At 56.1% G+C, this 16,218-nt stretch carries 12 protein-coding genes; 4 read left to right on the top strand and 8 right to left on the bottom strand.

Annotated features, from left to right (window positions below; genetic code table 11):
• Nucleotides 1–26: 26 nt before the first annotated feature.
• From yajC to queA, 3 genes are all read right to left on the bottom strand, one after another.
• Nucleotides 27–359, bottom strand: coding sequence for a preprotein translocase subunit YajC (yajC, locus tag ACE38U_RS17730; protein ID WP_038475125.1), 333 nt, complete (start codon nucleotides 357–359; stop codon nucleotides 27–29).
• A gap of 21 nt (nucleotides 360–380) precedes the next feature.
• On the bottom strand, nucleotides 381–1,508 hold the full coding sequence (gene tgt, locus ACE38U_RS17735) for a tRNA guanosine(34) transglycosylase Tgt (protein ID WP_375530252.1): 1,128 nt from the start codon (nucleotides 1,506–1,508) through the stop codon (nucleotides 381–383).
• A 183-nt stretch (nucleotides 1,509–1,691) separates the two neighbouring features.
• Nucleotides 1,692–2,762 (bottom strand): tRNA preQ1(34) S-adenosylmethionine ribosyltransferase-isomerase QueA, encoded by a 1,071-nt coding sequence (gene queA / locus ACE38U_RS17740; RefSeq protein ID WP_375530253.1) that lies wholly within the window; start codon nucleotides 2,760–2,762, stop codon nucleotides 1,692–1,694.
• Between the two features lie 114 nt (nucleotides 2,763–2,876).
• Here queA and acpH point away from each other — a divergent pair, with 114 nt between their 5' ends.
• Nucleotides 2,877–3,458 (top strand): ACP phosphodiesterase, encoded by a 582-nt coding sequence (gene acpH, locus ACE38U_RS17745; RefSeq protein WP_375530254.1) that lies wholly within the window; start codon nucleotides 2,877–2,879, stop codon nucleotides 3,456–3,458.
• 200 nt (nucleotides 3,459–3,658) lie between these two features.
• Nucleotides 3,659–4,261 carry a peroxiredoxin C gene (locus ACE38U_RS17750; RefSeq protein WP_016535150.1) on the top strand — a complete coding sequence of 201 codons (603 nt, stop codon included), beginning with the start codon at nucleotides 3,659–3,661 and terminating at the stop codon, nucleotides 4,259–4,261.
• 56 nt (nucleotides 4,262–4,317) lie between these two features.
• Here ACE38U_RS17750 and malZ read toward each other — a convergent pair whose 3' ends face one another.
• From malZ to phoB, 5 genes are all read right to left on the bottom strand, one after another.
• Nucleotides 4,318–6,135: a maltodextrin glucosidase gene (malZ, locus tag ACE38U_RS17755; RefSeq protein WP_375530255.1), complete on the bottom strand. Its 1,818-nt coding sequence runs from the start codon at nucleotides 6,133–6,135 to the stop codon at nucleotides 4,318–4,320.
• 152 nt (nucleotides 6,136–6,287) lie between these two features.
• Nucleotides 6,288–7,646: a proline-specific permease ProY gene (proY, locus tag ACE38U_RS17760; RefSeq protein ID WP_038475136.1), complete on the bottom strand. Its 1,359-nt coding sequence runs from the start codon at nucleotides 7,644–7,646 to the stop codon at nucleotides 6,288–6,290.
• Between the two features lie 71 nt (nucleotides 7,647–7,717).
• Nucleotides 7,718–9,037 (bottom strand): branched-chain amino acid transporter carrier protein BrnQ, encoded by a 1,320-nt coding sequence (gene brnQ, locus ACE38U_RS17765; RefSeq protein WP_375530256.1) that lies wholly within the window; start codon nucleotides 9,035–9,037, stop codon nucleotides 7,718–7,720.
• 426 nt (nucleotides 9,038–9,463) lie between these two features.
• Complete coding sequence (gene phoR, locus ACE38U_RS17770) at nucleotides 9,464–10,771, bottom strand: phosphate regulon sensor histidine kinase PhoR (protein ID WP_176981851.1); 1,308 nt, start codon at nucleotides 10,769–10,771, stop codon at nucleotides 9,464–9,466.
• 22 nt (nucleotides 10,772–10,793) lie between these two features.
• Nucleotides 10,794–11,483, bottom strand: coding sequence for a phosphate response regulator transcription factor PhoB (phoB, locus tag ACE38U_RS17775; protein ID WP_008454506.1), 690 nt, complete (start codon nucleotides 11,481–11,483; stop codon nucleotides 10,794–10,796).
• 199 nt (nucleotides 11,484–11,682) lie between these two features.
• On the opposite strand from phoB, the gene sbcD reads away from it, so the two are divergent.
• Both sbcD and sbcC read left to right on the top strand, forming a co-directional pair.
• Complete coding sequence (gene sbcD, locus ACE38U_RS17780) at nucleotides 11,683–12,900, top strand: exonuclease subunit SbcD (RefSeq protein WP_375530257.1); 1,218 nt, start codon at nucleotides 11,683–11,685, stop codon at nucleotides 12,898–12,900.
• A complete protein-coding gene (gene sbcC, locus ACE38U_RS17785) occupies nucleotides 12,897–16,052 on the top strand; it encodes an exonuclease subunit SbcC (protein WP_375530258.1) in 3,156 nt (1,051 codons plus the stop codon). The genes sbcD and sbcC overlap by 4 nt, the downstream gene beginning before the upstream one ends.
• Nucleotides 16,053–16,218 lie beyond the last annotated feature (166 nt).

Genomic DNA, 16,218 nt, shown 5'->3' on the forward strand with positions numbered 1-16,218 from the left:
TTTAGTTCCCTTAGGGAAAACGAAAATTACAGCGCCTTCATGGTGCCTTTCGGCAGAACGGCAGCTACGAAATCACGCTTAATAACCACTTCGGTAGTGTCGTTCAGCGCGATAACAACATAGCCTGTTTCAGCTACTTTGGTCACGCGGCCAACCAGGCCACCGTTGGTCAGCACTTCATCGCCTTTAGCGATAGAGTCCATCAGTTTCTTATGCTCTTTGGTACGCTTTTGCTGCGGACGCAGGATCATAAAATAGAAAATCAGGCCGAAGACCACCAACATTGGAATCAAAGTCCATTGACTCTGTCCTGGAGCAGCACCCGCAGAAGCGACAGCATCAGAAATGAAAAAGCTCATTAAAATTCCCTCATTATTTAATTAATCAACGTTCAAAGGTGGAACCGGCTTACCTGTCCGCTCGTAAAAATCCGTCACGAAGTGCTCTAATTTACCCTCTTCAATGGCCTTGCGTAAACCAGCCATTAAACGCTGGTAATAGCGCAGGTTATGAATGGTATTGAGACGCGCGCCCAGTATTTCGTTGCAACGGTCAAGATGATGCAAGTAAGCACGTGAATAATTGCGACACGTATAGCAATCACACTCGGCATCCAGCGGTGCGGTGTCATCTTTATGCTTAGCATTGCGGATTTTCACCACGCCATCGGTGACAAACAGGTGACCGTTACGCGCATTACGAGTTGGCATGACGCAGTCGAACATATCGATACCGCGGCGTACCCCTTCAACCAGGTCTTCCGGTTTACCTACGCCCATCAGGTAACGTGGTTTGTCGGCAGGAATTTGCGGGCAGACGTGCTCCAGAATACGGTGCATGTCTTCCTTCGGCTCTCCTACCGCCAGGCCGCCGACAGCGTAGCCATCAAAGCCAATCTCTACCAGAGCTTTTACCGAGATATCTCGTAAATCTTCGTAAACGCTGCCCTGAATAATACCGAACAGCGCATTTTTATTCTCAAGAGAATCAAAGCGATCGCGGCTACGCTGCGCCCAGCGCAGGGACATCTCCATGGAGCGCTTCGCGTAATCCCAGTCCGCCGGGTAAGGCGTACATTCGTCGAAGATCATCACGATATCAGATCCGAGATCGTTCTGAATTTCCATGGATTTTTCAGGATCGAGGAAAATAGGATCGCCGTTGATCGGGTTACGGAAGTGAACGCCCGCCTCGGTTATCTTACGGATGTCGCCCAGGCTGAACACCTGGAAACCACCGGAGTCCGTCAGGATTGGGCCTTTCCACTGCATAAAATCATGCAGGTCGCCGTGCAGCTTCATGATTTCCTGGCCTGGACGCAGCCATAAATGGAAGGTGTTGCCCAGGATAATCTGCGCGCCCGTGGCTTCAACTTCTTCCGGCGTCATCCCTTTTACGGTGCCGTAAGTACCCACCGGCATGAAGGCCGGGGTTTCGACGGTGCCACGCTCAAAGACCAGGCGACCGCGGCGTGCGCGGCCGTCTGTGGTATCTAATTCAAATTTCACATTTCCTCCAGCACCAGAGAAACAGTCTGGTGAATAAATTAACGCCGCGGGCGGGGCTCACGGCGGAATAAGCTGGGGTGGGTTACCCTCACCCCGGCCCTCCCCCTGGAAGGGAGAGGGGGAAAAAATAAGACCTGTGTAGTCCCCTCTCCCCCCTGGGGAGAGGGTTAGGGTGAGGGGCAATCACGCCCCGGGGCGTTCGTTAATCGCCTGCGGATTGCAGGTAATAAACATCGCATCGCCGTAGCTAAAGAAGCGGTATTCTGCCTTCACCGCCTCGTGGTAGGCGTGCATTGTGTTTTTGTATCCGGAAAACGCGGAGACCAGCATAATCAGCGTAGACTCTGGCAGGTGGAAATTCGTCACCAGCGCGTCGACAACTTTGTACTGATAGCCCGGATAAATAAAGATTTGGGTATCGCCGAAGAACGGCTCGATCGGATCGTTTTTAGACGCCTGAGCGGCGCTTTCCAGAGAACGTACCGACGTCGTCCCTACGGCAATAACGCGGTTACCACGTGCTTTGCAGGCCAGCACCGCGTCCACAACATCCTGAGGCACTTCGGCATACTCAGAGTGCATGATATGGTCTTCAATGCTGTCCACACGCACCGGCTGGAACGTCCCCGCGCCAACGTGCAGCGTGACGAACGCCATATCTATGCCTTTATTACGCAGTTTTTCCAGCAGCGGCTCGTCAAAGTGCAGGCCCGCCGTCGGCGCAGCAACGGCACCCGGCTTCTGGCTATAAACCGTTTGATAAAGCTCGCGGTCTGCCTCTTCATCAGGGCGGTCGATATACGGCGGCAGCGGCATATGGCCGATACTATTCAGAATATCCAGCACCGCACGCTCGTCGTTAAACTCGACTTCAAACAGCGCATCGTGGCGCGCAACCATGGTGGCGTGTACGCTTTCATCATCGCCCAGCAGCAGTTCAGCGCCGGGTTTTGGCGCTTTAGAAGCGCGAATATGTGCCAGAATGCGTTTATCATCCAGCATGCGCTCGACCAGCACTTCAATCTTACCGCCGCTGGCTTTACGGCCAAACAGGCGGGCCGGGATAACGCGGGTGTTATTGAACACCAGCAGGTCACCGGGGTTGAGCTTGTCGAGTAAATCGGTGAAAGTGCCATGCGTCAGCGCGCCCGTCGGCCCGTCCAGAGACAGCAAACGACAGCTGCTGCGCTCGGCTTGCGGATAATGAGCAATCAGGGATTCAGGCAGTTCAAAGGAAAAATCAGCAACGCGCATGGTATAGCACTCAGACTTAAAAACAGGCGGCTTAGTCTAGTGGCAGGGGGCTTTCCCTGCAACACGTTTACCCCGCTCAGGCCGTTTTAAAGCCATAAATGGAATAACTATTCGATGAATTTTCTCGCCCACCTGCATCTTGCCCATCTGGCCCAAAGTTCCCTGCTGGGAAATTTGCTGGCGGATTTCGTGCGCGGCAGCCCGGACGACAGCTTTTCGCCCGAGGTCGTGGCCGGCATTTATATGCATCGCCGGGTGGACGCCCTCACGGACGGTCTGCCGGAGGTCGCTCTGGCCCGAGGCTGGTTCGGCCCCAAAACGCGGCGCGTTTCGCCTATTTCGCTGGACGTTATGTGGGACCACTTCCTGTCGCGCCACTGGGATAAGGTCTGCCCGGATATCGAGCTTGAGGATTTTGTCGCCTATGCTCGCGGGCAAATTGAGCCCTGGCTTGCCGACACGCCGCCGCGTTTCATTAACCTCAATAACTATTTATGGCGTGAACGCTGGCTGGAGCGTTACCGGGAAATGAGCTTTATTGCTAATGTTCTCAACGGGATGGCAAGCCGTAGACCAAAGCTCGACGCATTGCGAGACTCCTGGCACGATCTCGATGCCCATTATGGCCAGCTGGAGGAACTGTTCTGGCAGTTCTATCCGCGCATGATGGCGATGGCGGAACAAAAAAGTTTGTGATCGTTCTCGGTTCACGTTACAACAACTTGCCCTTTTCGGAAAAAGGGCTATCTTGGTTACCGGCATCAACATAAGCGTCTTTTTGATAGCCAAAACCTATCTGATTGATTGGCAAGATGCCATTGAGCTACATGGAATGGAGCCCCTATACTCCCCCCGTTGCGTTAACATTCACTTTAACAAAATTAACAGGAGTACATATGGTCCTGGTTACTCGTCCAGCCCCTGACTTTACCGCTGCTGCCGTCCTGGGCAATGGCGAAATCGTTGAAAACTTCAACTTCAAAAAACACACCAACGGTAAAGCTACCGTGGTCTTCTTCTGGCCGATGGACTTCACCTTCGTGTGCCCGTCTGAACTGATCGCGTTCGACAAGCGTTACGAAGAATTCCAGAAGCGCGGCGTAGAAGTCGTTGGTGTATCTTTTGACTCCGAGTTCGTACACAACGCATGGCGTAAAACCCCGGTTGATAAAGGCGGCATCGGTGAAGTGAAATACGCGATGGTGGCTGACATCAAACGTGAAATTCAGAAAGCCTACGGTATTGAACATCCGGAAGCTGGCGTTGCACTGCGCGGCTCCTTCCTGATCGACAAAGCCGGTATCGTTCGCCACCAGGTGGTTAACGACCTGCCGCTGGGCCGTAACATCGACGAAATGCTGCGTATGGTTGACGCGCTGCAGTTCCACGAAGAGCACGGCGAAGTGTGCCCGGCTCAGTGGGAAAAAGGGAAAGAAGGCATGAACGCGTCTCCGGACGGCGTGGCCAAGTACCTGAGCGAGAACGTTGCTAAGCTGTAATCGCTAAGCAAGTTCGAAGAAAGGCCGCAAATGCGGCCTTTTTTGTTTTTGTCTGCCTACAGGCTCCGCCACACGGAGGCAGAAACCGCCGGCAGCGTCAATTCGCGGTTATCAAGCCCGGCTTCGCCTTCGAGCTGCGTCCAGGCCCTGCCGCTGAGCAGCGCATCCCACGGCAGAGTCACGGTAATCGCCTCGCCGCGGTTAATCGCCACCAATACGCGTTCATTCTGGTAGACGCGAGCAAACACCACCGCATCGCCTTCGGCATAGACAACCCGGCAGCCGCCCTGCCGTAACGCCCGGCTTTGCTTACGCAGTTTGCCTAAACGCTGATAGAGCGCCAGCAGGTCTACATCCTGATCCCGCTGATTCCACGGGAATGGCTTGCGGCAGAAAGGATCGTTGTTACCATCGAGTCCCACCTCATCACCGTAGTAAATACAGGGCACGCCGGGCCAAGCGTACAGCCAGATAACGGCCAGCGGTAAGCGGGCAACGTCTTTGCCGAGGATGGATTTAAAGCGCGCCGTATCATGACTGTCGAGCTGGTTAAACATCCGCAGTTGCTGCTGATGGGAAAGCCCCGAACGATACTCTTCCATCCACGCCATGCAGGCCTGCGCGTCAATGCTCTGCGGCTCGTAAGAGATATCGGTATTCGCCAAAAATCCCCACAGCGGGAAAGTAAAACCGCGATAGTTCATGGCGGCGTCTTCGGTATCAGCCTGCAGCCACTGGCGGGCGTCGCCGAAGTGTTCACCCAGGACGTAAGCATTCGCTTTTGTTTCTTTTGCCGCCAGGGTAATGCCGCCGACGTGCTGCAGGTTGTTTTTCGCCCCGCCCGCTTCGCCAAGCATATGCACAACGTCCAGACGCCAGCCGTCAATGCCCCACGGCTCCCGCAGCCAGTGCCGCACAATACTTTGCTCGCCGCGATAGATTTCATCCACCAGCGTAGCCGAGCGATAGTCCAGCTTCGGCAGGCTTGAATAGCCCAGCCAGTCCAGCGCAAACCCCTCGTCGGAGAAGCTGTACCAGTCGCGCCACGGTGACTGCGGATTGTGGCAGGCGCCGCTGTCGCTACTCTGATGCCTGTCAAACCAGGCATGCGTATCGCCGCTGTGGTTAAAGACGCCGTCCAGCATCAGCTTCATCCCCTGCCTGCGCGTATTTTCCCGCAGCCGCAGGAAAGCGGCGTTACCGCCAAACTGCTCGTCCACCTGCCGGTAATCCTGAGTGTCGTACTTATGCACGCTGGGCGCGGTAAAAATAGGATTCAGATAAAGCGCCGTCACGCCAAGCTTTTTTAGGTACGGCAGCTTCTCGCTGATACCATCGAGATCGCCCCCGTAAAAGGTCGATCCTCCCGCTTCCCCGGTTAACGGCTGGTCCCATTCACGCCGAACGATGTCCTGCCCTGCCGCATGATGAAAATAAACGTTGTTCTGAGCCGGCTGGCGATTTGATCCTCGTGCAAAACGATCCGGGAAGATCTGATAAAACACCTGATCCTGCACCCAGTCAGGGCCGGTATCAGGCGTATCAAAAGCAAACTGTTCCAGGCGAGCCGGCGGAGTTTTCCGCAGGCCCTGGGGCGTATACCAGCGCTGCCGGTCCTGCCAGAGCAGTTTAAAACTGTAGCGACGGCGCGGCTGCCCTTCGGAGGTATCAAGAGTCACCTTCCAGGCAACAACGCCCTCCAGGGGAGCGTGTTTCTGACGCGTCATGGCCAGGGAAATCTCTTCGTTATCTTTTTCGCCGCGCAGAACCACTTTTTCCGGCAGGTCATCTCCCGCCAGCCACAGCGTTATGGTCAGGCTTTGCTCACGCTTCTGAAGAAACGGCGCCACCGGAAGGTGCCAGGCATTCAACATAGTAACTTTCCCATCGCTTAAAAATGACGCCACCTTGCCACAGCATAAGGCTTTATCACTCATCATTGAGGGTTAATTTTGGGGAGGATGGGAGGGGTGGAGGCGAGGATAATTTGTCCCCTCTTCCTTTCAGGAAGAGGGGCAAAAATCGATTACTGCGCGTTCACCCGGCGCTTAACAAGCCAGCCGATAAGCAGCAGCACAATCCAGCCGCAGCCCACGTACAGCGAAATACGGGTTTCCGGATGGTAGCCAATCAGCGCGATGATAAACACCAGGAACACCAGGCCAACAACCGTGGTTGCAACGCCGCCGGGAATAGGGAACTTCAGCGCTTTCGCCTCTTCCGGCGACAGGCGGCGGCGGAAGGCAATCTGCGACAGCAGGATCATTATCCACACCCACACGGTGGCAAAGGTCGCCAGGGAAGCAATCACCAGGAAGACGTTATCCGGCATGATGTAGTTCAGGTAAACCGCCAGCAGCAGCGCACAGGCCATCACCACGACGGTGACCCACGGAATACCGTTGCGAGAGGTTTTGGCGAACACTTTAGGCGCGCTGCCCTGCTCGGCCATGCCGTGCAGCATACGGCCCACGCCAAACACATCGCTGTTAATCGCCGAAAGAGAAGCGGTGATAACCACAAAATTCAGAATACCGGCCGCGGCGGTAATGCCCATATGCTGGAAGGTCATCACAAACGGGCTGCCTTCGGTGCCCACCTGGTTCCACGGATAGATGGACATGATGACGAACAGCGTGCCCACATAAAACACCAGAATACGCAGCGGAACGGAGTTGATGGCGCGCGGAATAGACTTCTGCGGATCTTTCGCTTCGCCTGCCGTGATGCCGATAATCTCAATCCCGCCGTAGGCAAACATCACCATCTGCAGCGACATTATCATCCCGAGCCAGCCGTTGCTGAAGAAGCCGCCGTTGCTCCACAGGTTATGGATACCGGTCGCCTGGCCGCCGTTGCCAATCCCCCAAACGATAATGCCGATCCCGGCAATAATCATAATGATGATGGTGGCAACCTTGAAGAACGAGAACCAGAACTCCAGCTCGCCGAATACCTTCACGCTCATCAGGTTGATGGCGCTGATAATAAGCACCACGCTCAGCACCCAGACCCAATGCGGCACCGCCGGGAACCAGATGCCCATATAGATCCCAAAGGCGGTCACGTCGGCGATGGCAACAATCAATATTTCAAAGCAGTAGGTCCAGCCGGTGATATAACCTGCCAGTGGCCCCAGGTAGTCCTGGGCATAACGTGAAAACGAGCTGGCCGCAGGGTTGTGCACCGACATTTCGCCCAGCGCGCGCATGATGATGTAGGCCGCCACGCCGCCGATAATATACGCCAGCAGCACGCTCGGCCCCGCCATTTTGATGGCGTCCGCCGAACCGTAAAACAGCCCTGTTCCAATCGCCGACCCCAGCGCCATAAATCGAATGTGCCGGGTGCTCAAACCGCGCTTGAGCTTGTTGGTGTTTTCCATTAATCCAGTACCACGCTTTACAATAAAAAAACCACGGAGGACGACTCCGTGGTTACATAGCAATCAAAAACTTAGTGGGCGGCGGAGGTCACCTGGCGCCCTGCTGCTTTGTCCCAGATAGCGGTGATAACCACCATCGCGACGGTCGGCAGCAGCCAGGCAAGTCCCTGATCCGCCAGCGGCAGTTTCGCCGCCCAGCCAGGCAGCACGTCGCTGATGGCCGAAGCTTTAACGCCGTCAATCATACCAAACAGCAGGCTTATCAGCATCGCCGGCGCAATAACGCGGGTGGAATTGTTCCACCACGGACGAGTAAAGCTCAGCACCACCAGTGCGATACATGGCGGATAGATTGCCGTCAGCACCGGGATAGAGATCTGAATCAGATGGCTCAGGCCCAGGTTGGATACAATCATCGAGAACAGACCGAGGATAAACACCAGCGAGCGATAAGAGAGCGGCAGATACTGGCTAAAGAACTCCGCGCAGGCACAGGTCAGGCCAACGGCAGTGACCAGGCAGGCCAGGAAAATCAGCGCCGCGAGGAAGAAGCTTCCTGCCCCACCAAAGGTATGAGCGACATAGGCGTGCAGAATAGCCGCACCGTTGGCTTTCTGATCGACCAGGTTCGCGCTATCGGACCCCAGGTGGAACAGCGCCAGGTAGATAACCGTCAGGCCGATACCGGCAATCAGTCCAGCCCAGATGGTGTAGCGGGTCAGCAGGCGAGATTCGGTCACGCCACGGGAGCGGGCAGCATTAACGATAACAATCCCGAACACCAGCGAAGCCAGGGTATCCATCGTCAGGTAGCCGTTCACAAAGCCGTTAGAAAACGCCGCGTTCTGGTAGGCTTCAGTCGCCGTACTCAGGCCGCCGGCTGGCCACAACACTGCACCGGCCGCCAGGATCAGCAGCGCGATGATTTTCACCGGCGCCAACACGTGGCCCACGGTATCCAGCAGCTTGCCGGGATACAGAGAAATGCCGATCACCAGCGCAAAGTACACCAGGCTGTAGATAAACAGCGGCATATCGCCCATGCCTGTCAGCGGAGCAATCCCCACTTCAAAAGAAACGGTGGTGGTACGCGGCGTGGCAAACAGCGGCCCTACGGCCAGGTAGCAGACGGTTGCCAGCAAAATGCCGGCACGGCGGCCAATCGGCGAGCTGAGGCTATCAATACCCCCGCCCACGCGTGCGATCGCCACGATAGTCAGAACAGGTAAACCTACTGCGGTCACCAGGAAGCCAAGCGCCGCCGTCCAGACGTGCTCGCCAGCCTGTAAGCCGACCATAGGAGGAAAAATGATGTTGCCCGCGCCCACAAACAGCGCAAAGGTCATAAAGCCCAGAGCGATGATGTCACGAGATTTCAAATGATAGGTCATAAAATAAAGCAGCCTGTGGATGTGTGGTGTTGAAAATGCTCAAATTTTTAAACCGAGGTTCAGTCCAGATAACGTTCGGTAAAAACGCGGCTATTACCGGTAACGACAGCGGAATATGCTTCTCCAGATCGGTGGCGAAGAATAGTTAGTCGAATTACCACTCAATTTCAGTCGGTCTGGTAATAACAGGGGGGCAATTAAAACGCTTATAGCGTTTGAAGACAAGAAGGGATCGGGAAACCAGAAATATATCCTTTATAAATACGCATAACCAGTGAATAAAGTTGATTATACGCTTTTGTTATGGCTTATCATTCGGACAAAAAAGCATCAATTCGATATTCATCACTTAACGAGTGGTGAAAATACGCACAAAAAAGGCCAGAAAACTGGCCTGTGGAAAGCGGACTTGACGGTTATGGCGAGTTAATGTGCAACCGCCGCAGAATCATGAGCAATCAGGCGTTCTGGCAGAATAAACGAAAACGTCGATCCCTGCCCCGGCTGGCTTTCGATCTCCAGCCGCGCATCATGGTGGCTAAGGGCATGCTTAACGATAGCCAGCCCAAGCCCGCTGCCGCCCGTCTGGCGAGAGCGCGCCTTATCGACCCGGTAAAAGCGCTCGGTCAGGCGAGGAAGATGCTCGGCGGAAATTCCAGGCCCGGTATCCCTGACGCTAAACGCCACGCCGTGAGGCAGCTTGCGCCAGGTGACCGTAATATGGGTCCCGGCCGGCGTGTGATTTACGGCGTTATACACCAGGTTCGAGATAGCGCTGCGAAGCTGCTCCTCGTTGCCGTAAACCTGAAGCCCAGGCTCGACGTTAAAAGTGAGCGTTTGCTTCTGCTGGCTTAGCGTTTGCGCCTCGCGCTCCACCACGCGCAGCATCAGCGGCACGTCGATTTTTTCGTTCATCGAAATCGCCGGTGCAGCCTCAATCCTCGATAAGGTGAGCAGCTGTTTGACCAGCCCTTCCATACGCGACGTTTGCTCACGCATGGTATGCAACGCTTTGTCCTTGAGCGGCCCTTCCAGCGCCTGATCCTGCATCATCTCCAGATAACCCTGTAACACGGTCAGCGGGGTGCGCAGCTCGTGGCTGACGTTGGCAAAGAAGTTACGGCGAGCGCCTTCAAGCTGGTGCATCTGCGTGACGTCACGCGCCACCATCAGCCACTGCCCGTCGGCATAAGGCATCACGCGGAACTCAAGATGACGGCCGTTGTTCAGCACCAGCGTCAGCGGGCGGCCGAACTGCTGCTTCGCTACGTATTGAGTGAATTCAGGGTAACGCAGAAGGTTGAGAATATTTTGGCCGCTGTCGTCGGGCCAGCGCAGGCCAAGCAGTTGCTGCGCCAGGCCGTTACACCAAAAAATAGTGCCTTCTTCGGTGGTCAGTACCACCGCATCAGGCAGTGATTCCGCACCGCTGCGGAACCGCTTAATAAGGTTGCCCAGCTCTTTACGGCGCTTTTTATTACGCAGCTGCATCTGGTGCAGCCCGTAAAGCAAAGGCTCCCAGCTTCCCCGCCCGGGCGGCGGGGTCATGCTGCGGTCAACCCACAGCCACCAGGAGAGACGAAGTAAATTCCAGAAATGCCAGCTTAACAGGGCGGTCACTGCCGCCAGTAAGAACCACGGCAGATGGCCAAAAATCAATCCGAGAATCGCCGCCGGTAAACAACAGAGCATCAGCTCCAGTACCAGCCTTTTCCATGACAGCCGTTCCAGCACGCGTCACGCTCCTGTCAGCATATTAGAAACGGGTTGAAAAACGATAACCCGTGCCGCGAACTGTTTGCACCATTTTGTCATGACCACTTGTTTCCAGAGCTTTACGCAGGCGGCGAATATGCACGTCTACGGTACGGTCTTCAACGTAAACGTTAGTCCCCCACACGTTATTAAGCAGCTGTTCACGGCTGTAAACGCGCTCCGGGTGGGTCATAAAGAAGTGTAACAGCTTAAATTCGGTTGGCCCCATGTCGAGCGGATCTTCACCGGTCATCACGCGGTGCGATGAAGGGTCAAGGCTCAGGCCCTGCATCTCAATCACCTCTTCCACCGCCATCGGTGAAATACGGCGCATCACGGCTTTGATACGTGCCACCAGCTCTTTCGGGGAGAACGGCTTGGTGATGTAGTCGTCGGCACCGACCTCAAGGCCGCGGACGCGATCTTCTTCTTCGCCGCGGGCGGTCAGCATCATCACCGGGATCTCGCGAGTTAATGCCTCACGCTTCAGGTGCTTGATGAACTGGATCCCTGAACCACCTGGCAGCATCCAGTCCAGCAGGATCAGATCGGGGAAAGGTTCAATCAGCAGGTTAACCGCGCTGTCATAATCTTCCGCCTCTACCGACTGGAAGCCATTTTGCTCGAGCACAAAGCTCACCATTTCACGAATCGGAGCTTCATCTTCTACGACTAAAATGCGTCTCGCCATGATTTACCCTGTTGAAAAGAGACCATCTCTTATTAATTGTGCGCCAGTATGCGTCAGATTTGTGACAGATTTATGAAAAAGATTACGGCCAGATATTTCACCTTTTTGAATTATGACAGCCCCAGATTTTTGCTGACGGTTACGCTTCTGACTCAATAGCTTATAATCGGTCATTCGCCTCTTTGCCATGGGACAGGTTATGCGCATTCTCCACACTTCAGACTGGCACCTCGGCCAAAACTTCTATACCAAAAGCCGGGCTTCTGAACACCAGGCCTTTCTCGACTGGTTGATAAACGCCGCGCTCGAACATCAGGCGGAGGCGATTATTGTCGCGGGGGATATCTTTGATACCGGCTCACCGCCGAGCTACGCCCGCGAAATGTATAACCGCTTTGTGGTGCAGCTGCAGGCCACCGGCTGCCAGCTCGTGGTGCTGGCGGGTAACCACGATTCCGTTGCCACGCTCAACGAATCCCGCGAGCTGCTGGCCTGCCTGAATACCCAAGTGATTGCCAGCGCACGCCACAACAAAGACGAGCAGGCACTGGTCCTTAATCAAAAAGACGGCACGCCAGGCGCTATCCTTTGCCCCATTCCTTTCCTGCGCCCCCGCGACATTCAAAGCAGCCAGGCCGGGCTGTCTGGTCATGAGAAACAGCGTTCTTTAATGGAAGCCATCAGCGAACATTATCAGCACTGCTATGAGGCCGCCGTTGCCCTGCGCGGCGACAGGCCGCTGCCGATTATCGCCACCGGGCACCTGACTACCGTTGGCGTAACAAAATCTGACGCGGTTCGCGACATTTATATCGGCACGTTGGACGCGTTCCCGGCGCAGCACTTCCCGCCAGCCGACTACATCGCGCTCGGGCATATTCATCGCGCGCAGAAAATCGGCGGCAGCGAGCATATTCGCTACAGCGGTTCGCCTATTCCGCTGAGTTTCGACGAAACCGGCAAAGCAAAAAGTGTGTTTCTCGTAGAGTTTAGCGGCGCGGCGCTGGCAAGCGTCGAACCTCTGGAGGTACCCATTAGCCAGCCGCTGGCCATCGTCAAAGGTTCGCTGGGTGAAATTGAGCAGCAGCTTGAACAGTGGCGAAATGCGCCGGCTGAGCCGAAAGTCTGGCTGGATATCGAAATCGCCACCGATGAATATCTGCACGATATGCAGCGCCAGGTCCAGGCGCTTACCGACGAACTGCCGGTCGAAGTCGTCCTGCTGCGCCGCAGCCGCGAACAGCGCGAGCGGGTCATTGCCAGCCAGCATAAAGAGACGCTGAGCGAGTTAAGCGTTGAAGAAGTTTTTGAGCGACGGCTGAGCCAGGAAGAGACCAGCGACGAGCGTGCCGCACGGTTAAGAACGCTGTTTGCACAAACCCTTTCAGACTTGCACCAGCAGGAGGAACAGGCATGAAAATCTTAAGCCTGCGGTTAAAAAACATAAACTCCCTGAAAGGCGAATGGAAAATTGATTTCACCCAGGAGCCCTTCGCCAGCAACGGGCTGTTCGCTATCACCGGCCCGACGGGCGCGGGCAAAACCACCCTGCTCGACGCAATTTGCCTGGCGCTGTACCACAAAACGCCGCGCCTCAGCACCGTTTCTCAGTCGCAAAACGACCTGATGACCAGGGACACCGCTGAGTGCCTGGCCGAAGTGGAGTTCGAGGTCAAAGGCGTTGGCTACCGGGCTTTCTGGAGCCAGAACCGCGCCCGTAACGCGGCAAACGGCAACCTTCAGGCACCGCGCGTGGAGCTGGCCCAAATCAGCGACGGCAAAATCCTCGCGGATAAAATTAAAGACAAGCTTGAGATTGTCGCCTCGCTTACCGGGCTGGATTACGACCGCTTCACCCGCTCGATGATGCTCTCCCAGGGGCAGTTCGCCGCTTTTTTAAACGCCGACGCCAACGACCGCGCCTCGCTGCTTGAGGAGCTGACCGGCACCGAAATCTACGGCACCGTGTCTGCGGCGGTCTTTGAAAATCATAAGCAAATCAAAAGCCGTCTTGAAAACCTGCTGGCCCAGGCTTCAGGCGTTGCGCTATTGAATGAGGAGCAGCAACAGCAGCTTACGCAGAGTTTGCAGGCGCTTACTTTTGAAGAAAAAAAGCTGTCGGACGAACAGCAGCAACAACAGCAACATCAGCACTGGCTCAGCCAGCGCGCCCGGCTCGCCGCCGACAAAGAGCAGAAGCTGCAGGCGCTGAACGGTGCCAGTCAGGCCCTTAAAGACGCAGAGCCGATGCTGGCGAAGCTGACCCGCGCCCTGCCTGCCGAAAAACTGCGGCCTCACTGGCAGCGGTTGCAGGAAAAGCAGCAGACGTTAAGGCAAAACGGCGAAGCCGCAGAGAAAGTGAATACCCGCTTACAGCAGCTCACCGTTCGTCGTCAGCAAACCCGCCTGTTAGCCGCCGGGCAGGCTCAAAAGCTTCAGTCAGAAGCACTGCGGGTACAGGATTGGCTCACCGCCAATGACCGCTATCGCCTGTGGGCCGCCGAGCTGACGGGCTGGCGCATGGCGTTTACGCAGCAGCAGCGTGATGAGAGACAGCTGGCTGAGCTCCAGCAGACGCTGCAGGCCAGCCAGCAAAAGCTGCAGGCGCTGCCGGAGCCGACGCTTAGCCTTTCTCCTGATGAAGTGAGCGCTCATTTACAGCGAATGCTGGCAACCCGGCCTGCTCGCCAGCAGTTGGCCGCCCTGCAGCCACAGTTCGCCACGCTGGAGAAACGTAAAGCCGAGCAGCAGCGGGAGCTTGCCGAACTGGATAAACTGATTGCCGGGCGTGATGCTGAGCTCAGCCAAAAACGTCAGCAATACAAAGACAAACGCCAGCATGAGGCCGATCTGGAAAAAGTCGTCGAGCAGGAAAGGCGCATTCAAAGCCTTGAAGCCGAGCGTGCGCTTTTACAACCGGATTCCCCGTGCCCGCTTTGCGGCTCAACCCAACATCCCGCCGTAGAAGCCTATAAAACGCTGGAGCCGGGCGAGAACCAGCAGCGTCTTGCCGCCCTTAAGCAAGAGGTCGCCAAACTCGCGGAGCTTGGCTTCGCCCTGAAAGGTCAGCTTGATACCCAACGCCAACAGCGCGAAAAACTGGTGCAGGTAAGCACCGCGCTGCAGGAAGAGGAAGCCTCTCTGTCCGCCCGCTGGCAGCAGCAGTGTGCAGAAGCAGGTATCGCTTTAACGCCGCAGGACGATCTCACCGCCTGGCTTAACGAGCAGGAACAGCGTGAACAGCAGCTGCGCCAGCTAGGCGAGCGTCAGGCGCTGGAGGTGCAGTTTCAGCGCGACAGCCAGCAGCATGAAAAGCTGAGTGCCGACTTTATGGCACAGCGCACGTCTCTACAGGCAGCGCTGGAGCGGGCCGGTCTTGTGCGCCCCGAGCCGGGAGAAGAGCAAAACTGGCTCGAAGCTCGTCAAAAAGAATCCCTGCAATGGCAGCAACAGCAGGACAAGCTGCCGCAGCTTCACCAGCAGCTTTCCAGCCTTGAGATGCTGCTCTCCAATCTAATGGACGACGGCTCAACGCCGCCGCCGTTGGAGGCAAACGAGCGCCAGGCTGCGCTGCAAAACTGGCAGACGCTGCATAACGACTGCAACCTGCTCGAAGGACAGCGTCAGTCCCTGCAAGAACAGCTGAAGCAAAGTGAAAGAGAAGCCACGGCGGCACAGGAGCAGTTCAGCAATGCGCTCTCGGCCAGCCAGTTCAGCGACGAAGCCGACTTCCGAAGCGCGCTGCTGGAAGAGGCCGGGCGACTTGAGCTTGAGCAACGTAAGCAGCAGCTGGAACGCCAACAGCAGCAACAGACTACGCTGCTGGAACAGGCTGAAAGCGCGCTGGCTCAGCATCTCTCAGGGCGGCCAGAAACCCTGAGCGAAGAGACCGAAGTCAGCATGCTGGATGAACGTATCGCAGCGCTTACTCTCCAGCTGCGCGAAAACGCCTCTCGCCAGGGGCAAATCACCCAGCAGCTGCGTCATGACGAGGAAAATCGGGTTCGCCAGCAGGCGCTGATGCAGGAGATCAAAGCGTGTGAGGCGCAGGCGGAAGACTGGGGCTACCTCAATTCGCTCATCGGCTCCAAAGAAGGGGATAAATTCCGTAAATTCGCCCAGGGGCTGACGCTGGATAATCTGGTCTGGCTGGCAAACAATCAGCTTAACCGCCTGCACGGGCGCTACCTGCTTCAGCGCAAAGACAACGAAGCGCTCGAGCTGCAGGTGGTGGATACCTGGCAGGCAGATGCGGTGCGGGATACACGCACGCTCTCCGGCGGAGAAAGTTTCCTGGTGAGTCTGGCGCTGGCGCTCGCGTTATCCGATTTGGTGAGCCATAAAACCCGCATTGACTCCCTGTTTCTGGATGAAGGTTTTGGCACCCTCGATGCGCAGACGCTGGATACCGCGCTCGACGCGCTGGATACGCTGAACGCAAGCGGCAAAACTATCGGCGTCATCAGCCACGTTGAGGCGATGAAAGAGCGGATCCCGGTGCAAATTAAGGTGAAGAAGATCAACGGCCTGGGCGTGAGCCGACTGGATAAGGTTTTTGCAGTGGATTGAGCTTGACCCTGGCTCACTCCCAGGGAAGTGTCTGGTCGTCACAAATACGCTTATGAAGGATCGGCTAAGGTTCCGTTCACTTCCAGCCCTGGGGCGGCTGAGATGCGTTTCCGACGCTCTCAGCCTCCGGCCGTTCCCGACGTCCGGACCCTGGCCAGTCGGAGAG

The sequence above is a fragment of the Cedecea selenatireducens genome, from assembly GCF_042138895.1.
Classification (GTDB): domain Bacteria; phylum Pseudomonadota; class Gammaproteobacteria; order Enterobacterales; family Enterobacteriaceae; genus Cedecea; species Cedecea selenatireducens.

Coding starts and splice junctions, on each gene's coding strand:
- acpH (WP_375530254.1), top strand. CDS start 2,877: ATGAATTTTCTCGCCCACCTGCATCTTGCCCATCTGGCCCAAAGTTCC.
- proY (WP_038475136.1), bottom strand. CDS start 7,646: ATGGAAAACACCAACAAGCTCAAGCGCGGTTTGAGCACCCGGCACATT.
- sbcD (WP_375530257.1), top strand. CDS start 11,683: ATGCGCATTCTCCACACTTCAGACTGGCACCTCGGCCAAAACTTCTAT.
- brnQ (WP_375530256.1), bottom strand. CDS start 9,037: ATGACCTATCATTTGAAATCTCGTGACATCATCGCTCTGGGCTTTATG.
- sbcC (WP_375530258.1), top strand. CDS start 12,897: ATGAAAATCTTAAGCCTGCGGTTAAAAAACATAAACTCCCTGAAAGGC.
- yajC (WP_038475125.1), bottom strand. CDS start 359: ATGAGCTTTTTCATTTCTGATGCTGTCGCTTCTGCGGGTGCTGCTCCA.
- malZ (WP_375530255.1), bottom strand. CDS start 6,135: ATGTTGAATGCCTGGCACCTTCCGGTGGCGCCGTTTCTTCAGAAGCGT.
- phoB (WP_008454506.1), bottom strand. CDS start 11,483: ATGGCGAGACGCATTTTAGTCGTAGAAGATGAAGCTCCGATTCGTGAA.
- ACE38U_RS17750 (WP_016535150.1), top strand. CDS start 3,659: ATGGTCCTGGTTACTCGTCCAGCCCCTGACTTTACCGCTGCTGCCGTC.
- queA (WP_375530253.1), bottom strand. CDS start 2,762: ATGCGCGTTGCTGATTTTTCCTTTGAACTGCCTGAATCCCTGATTGCT.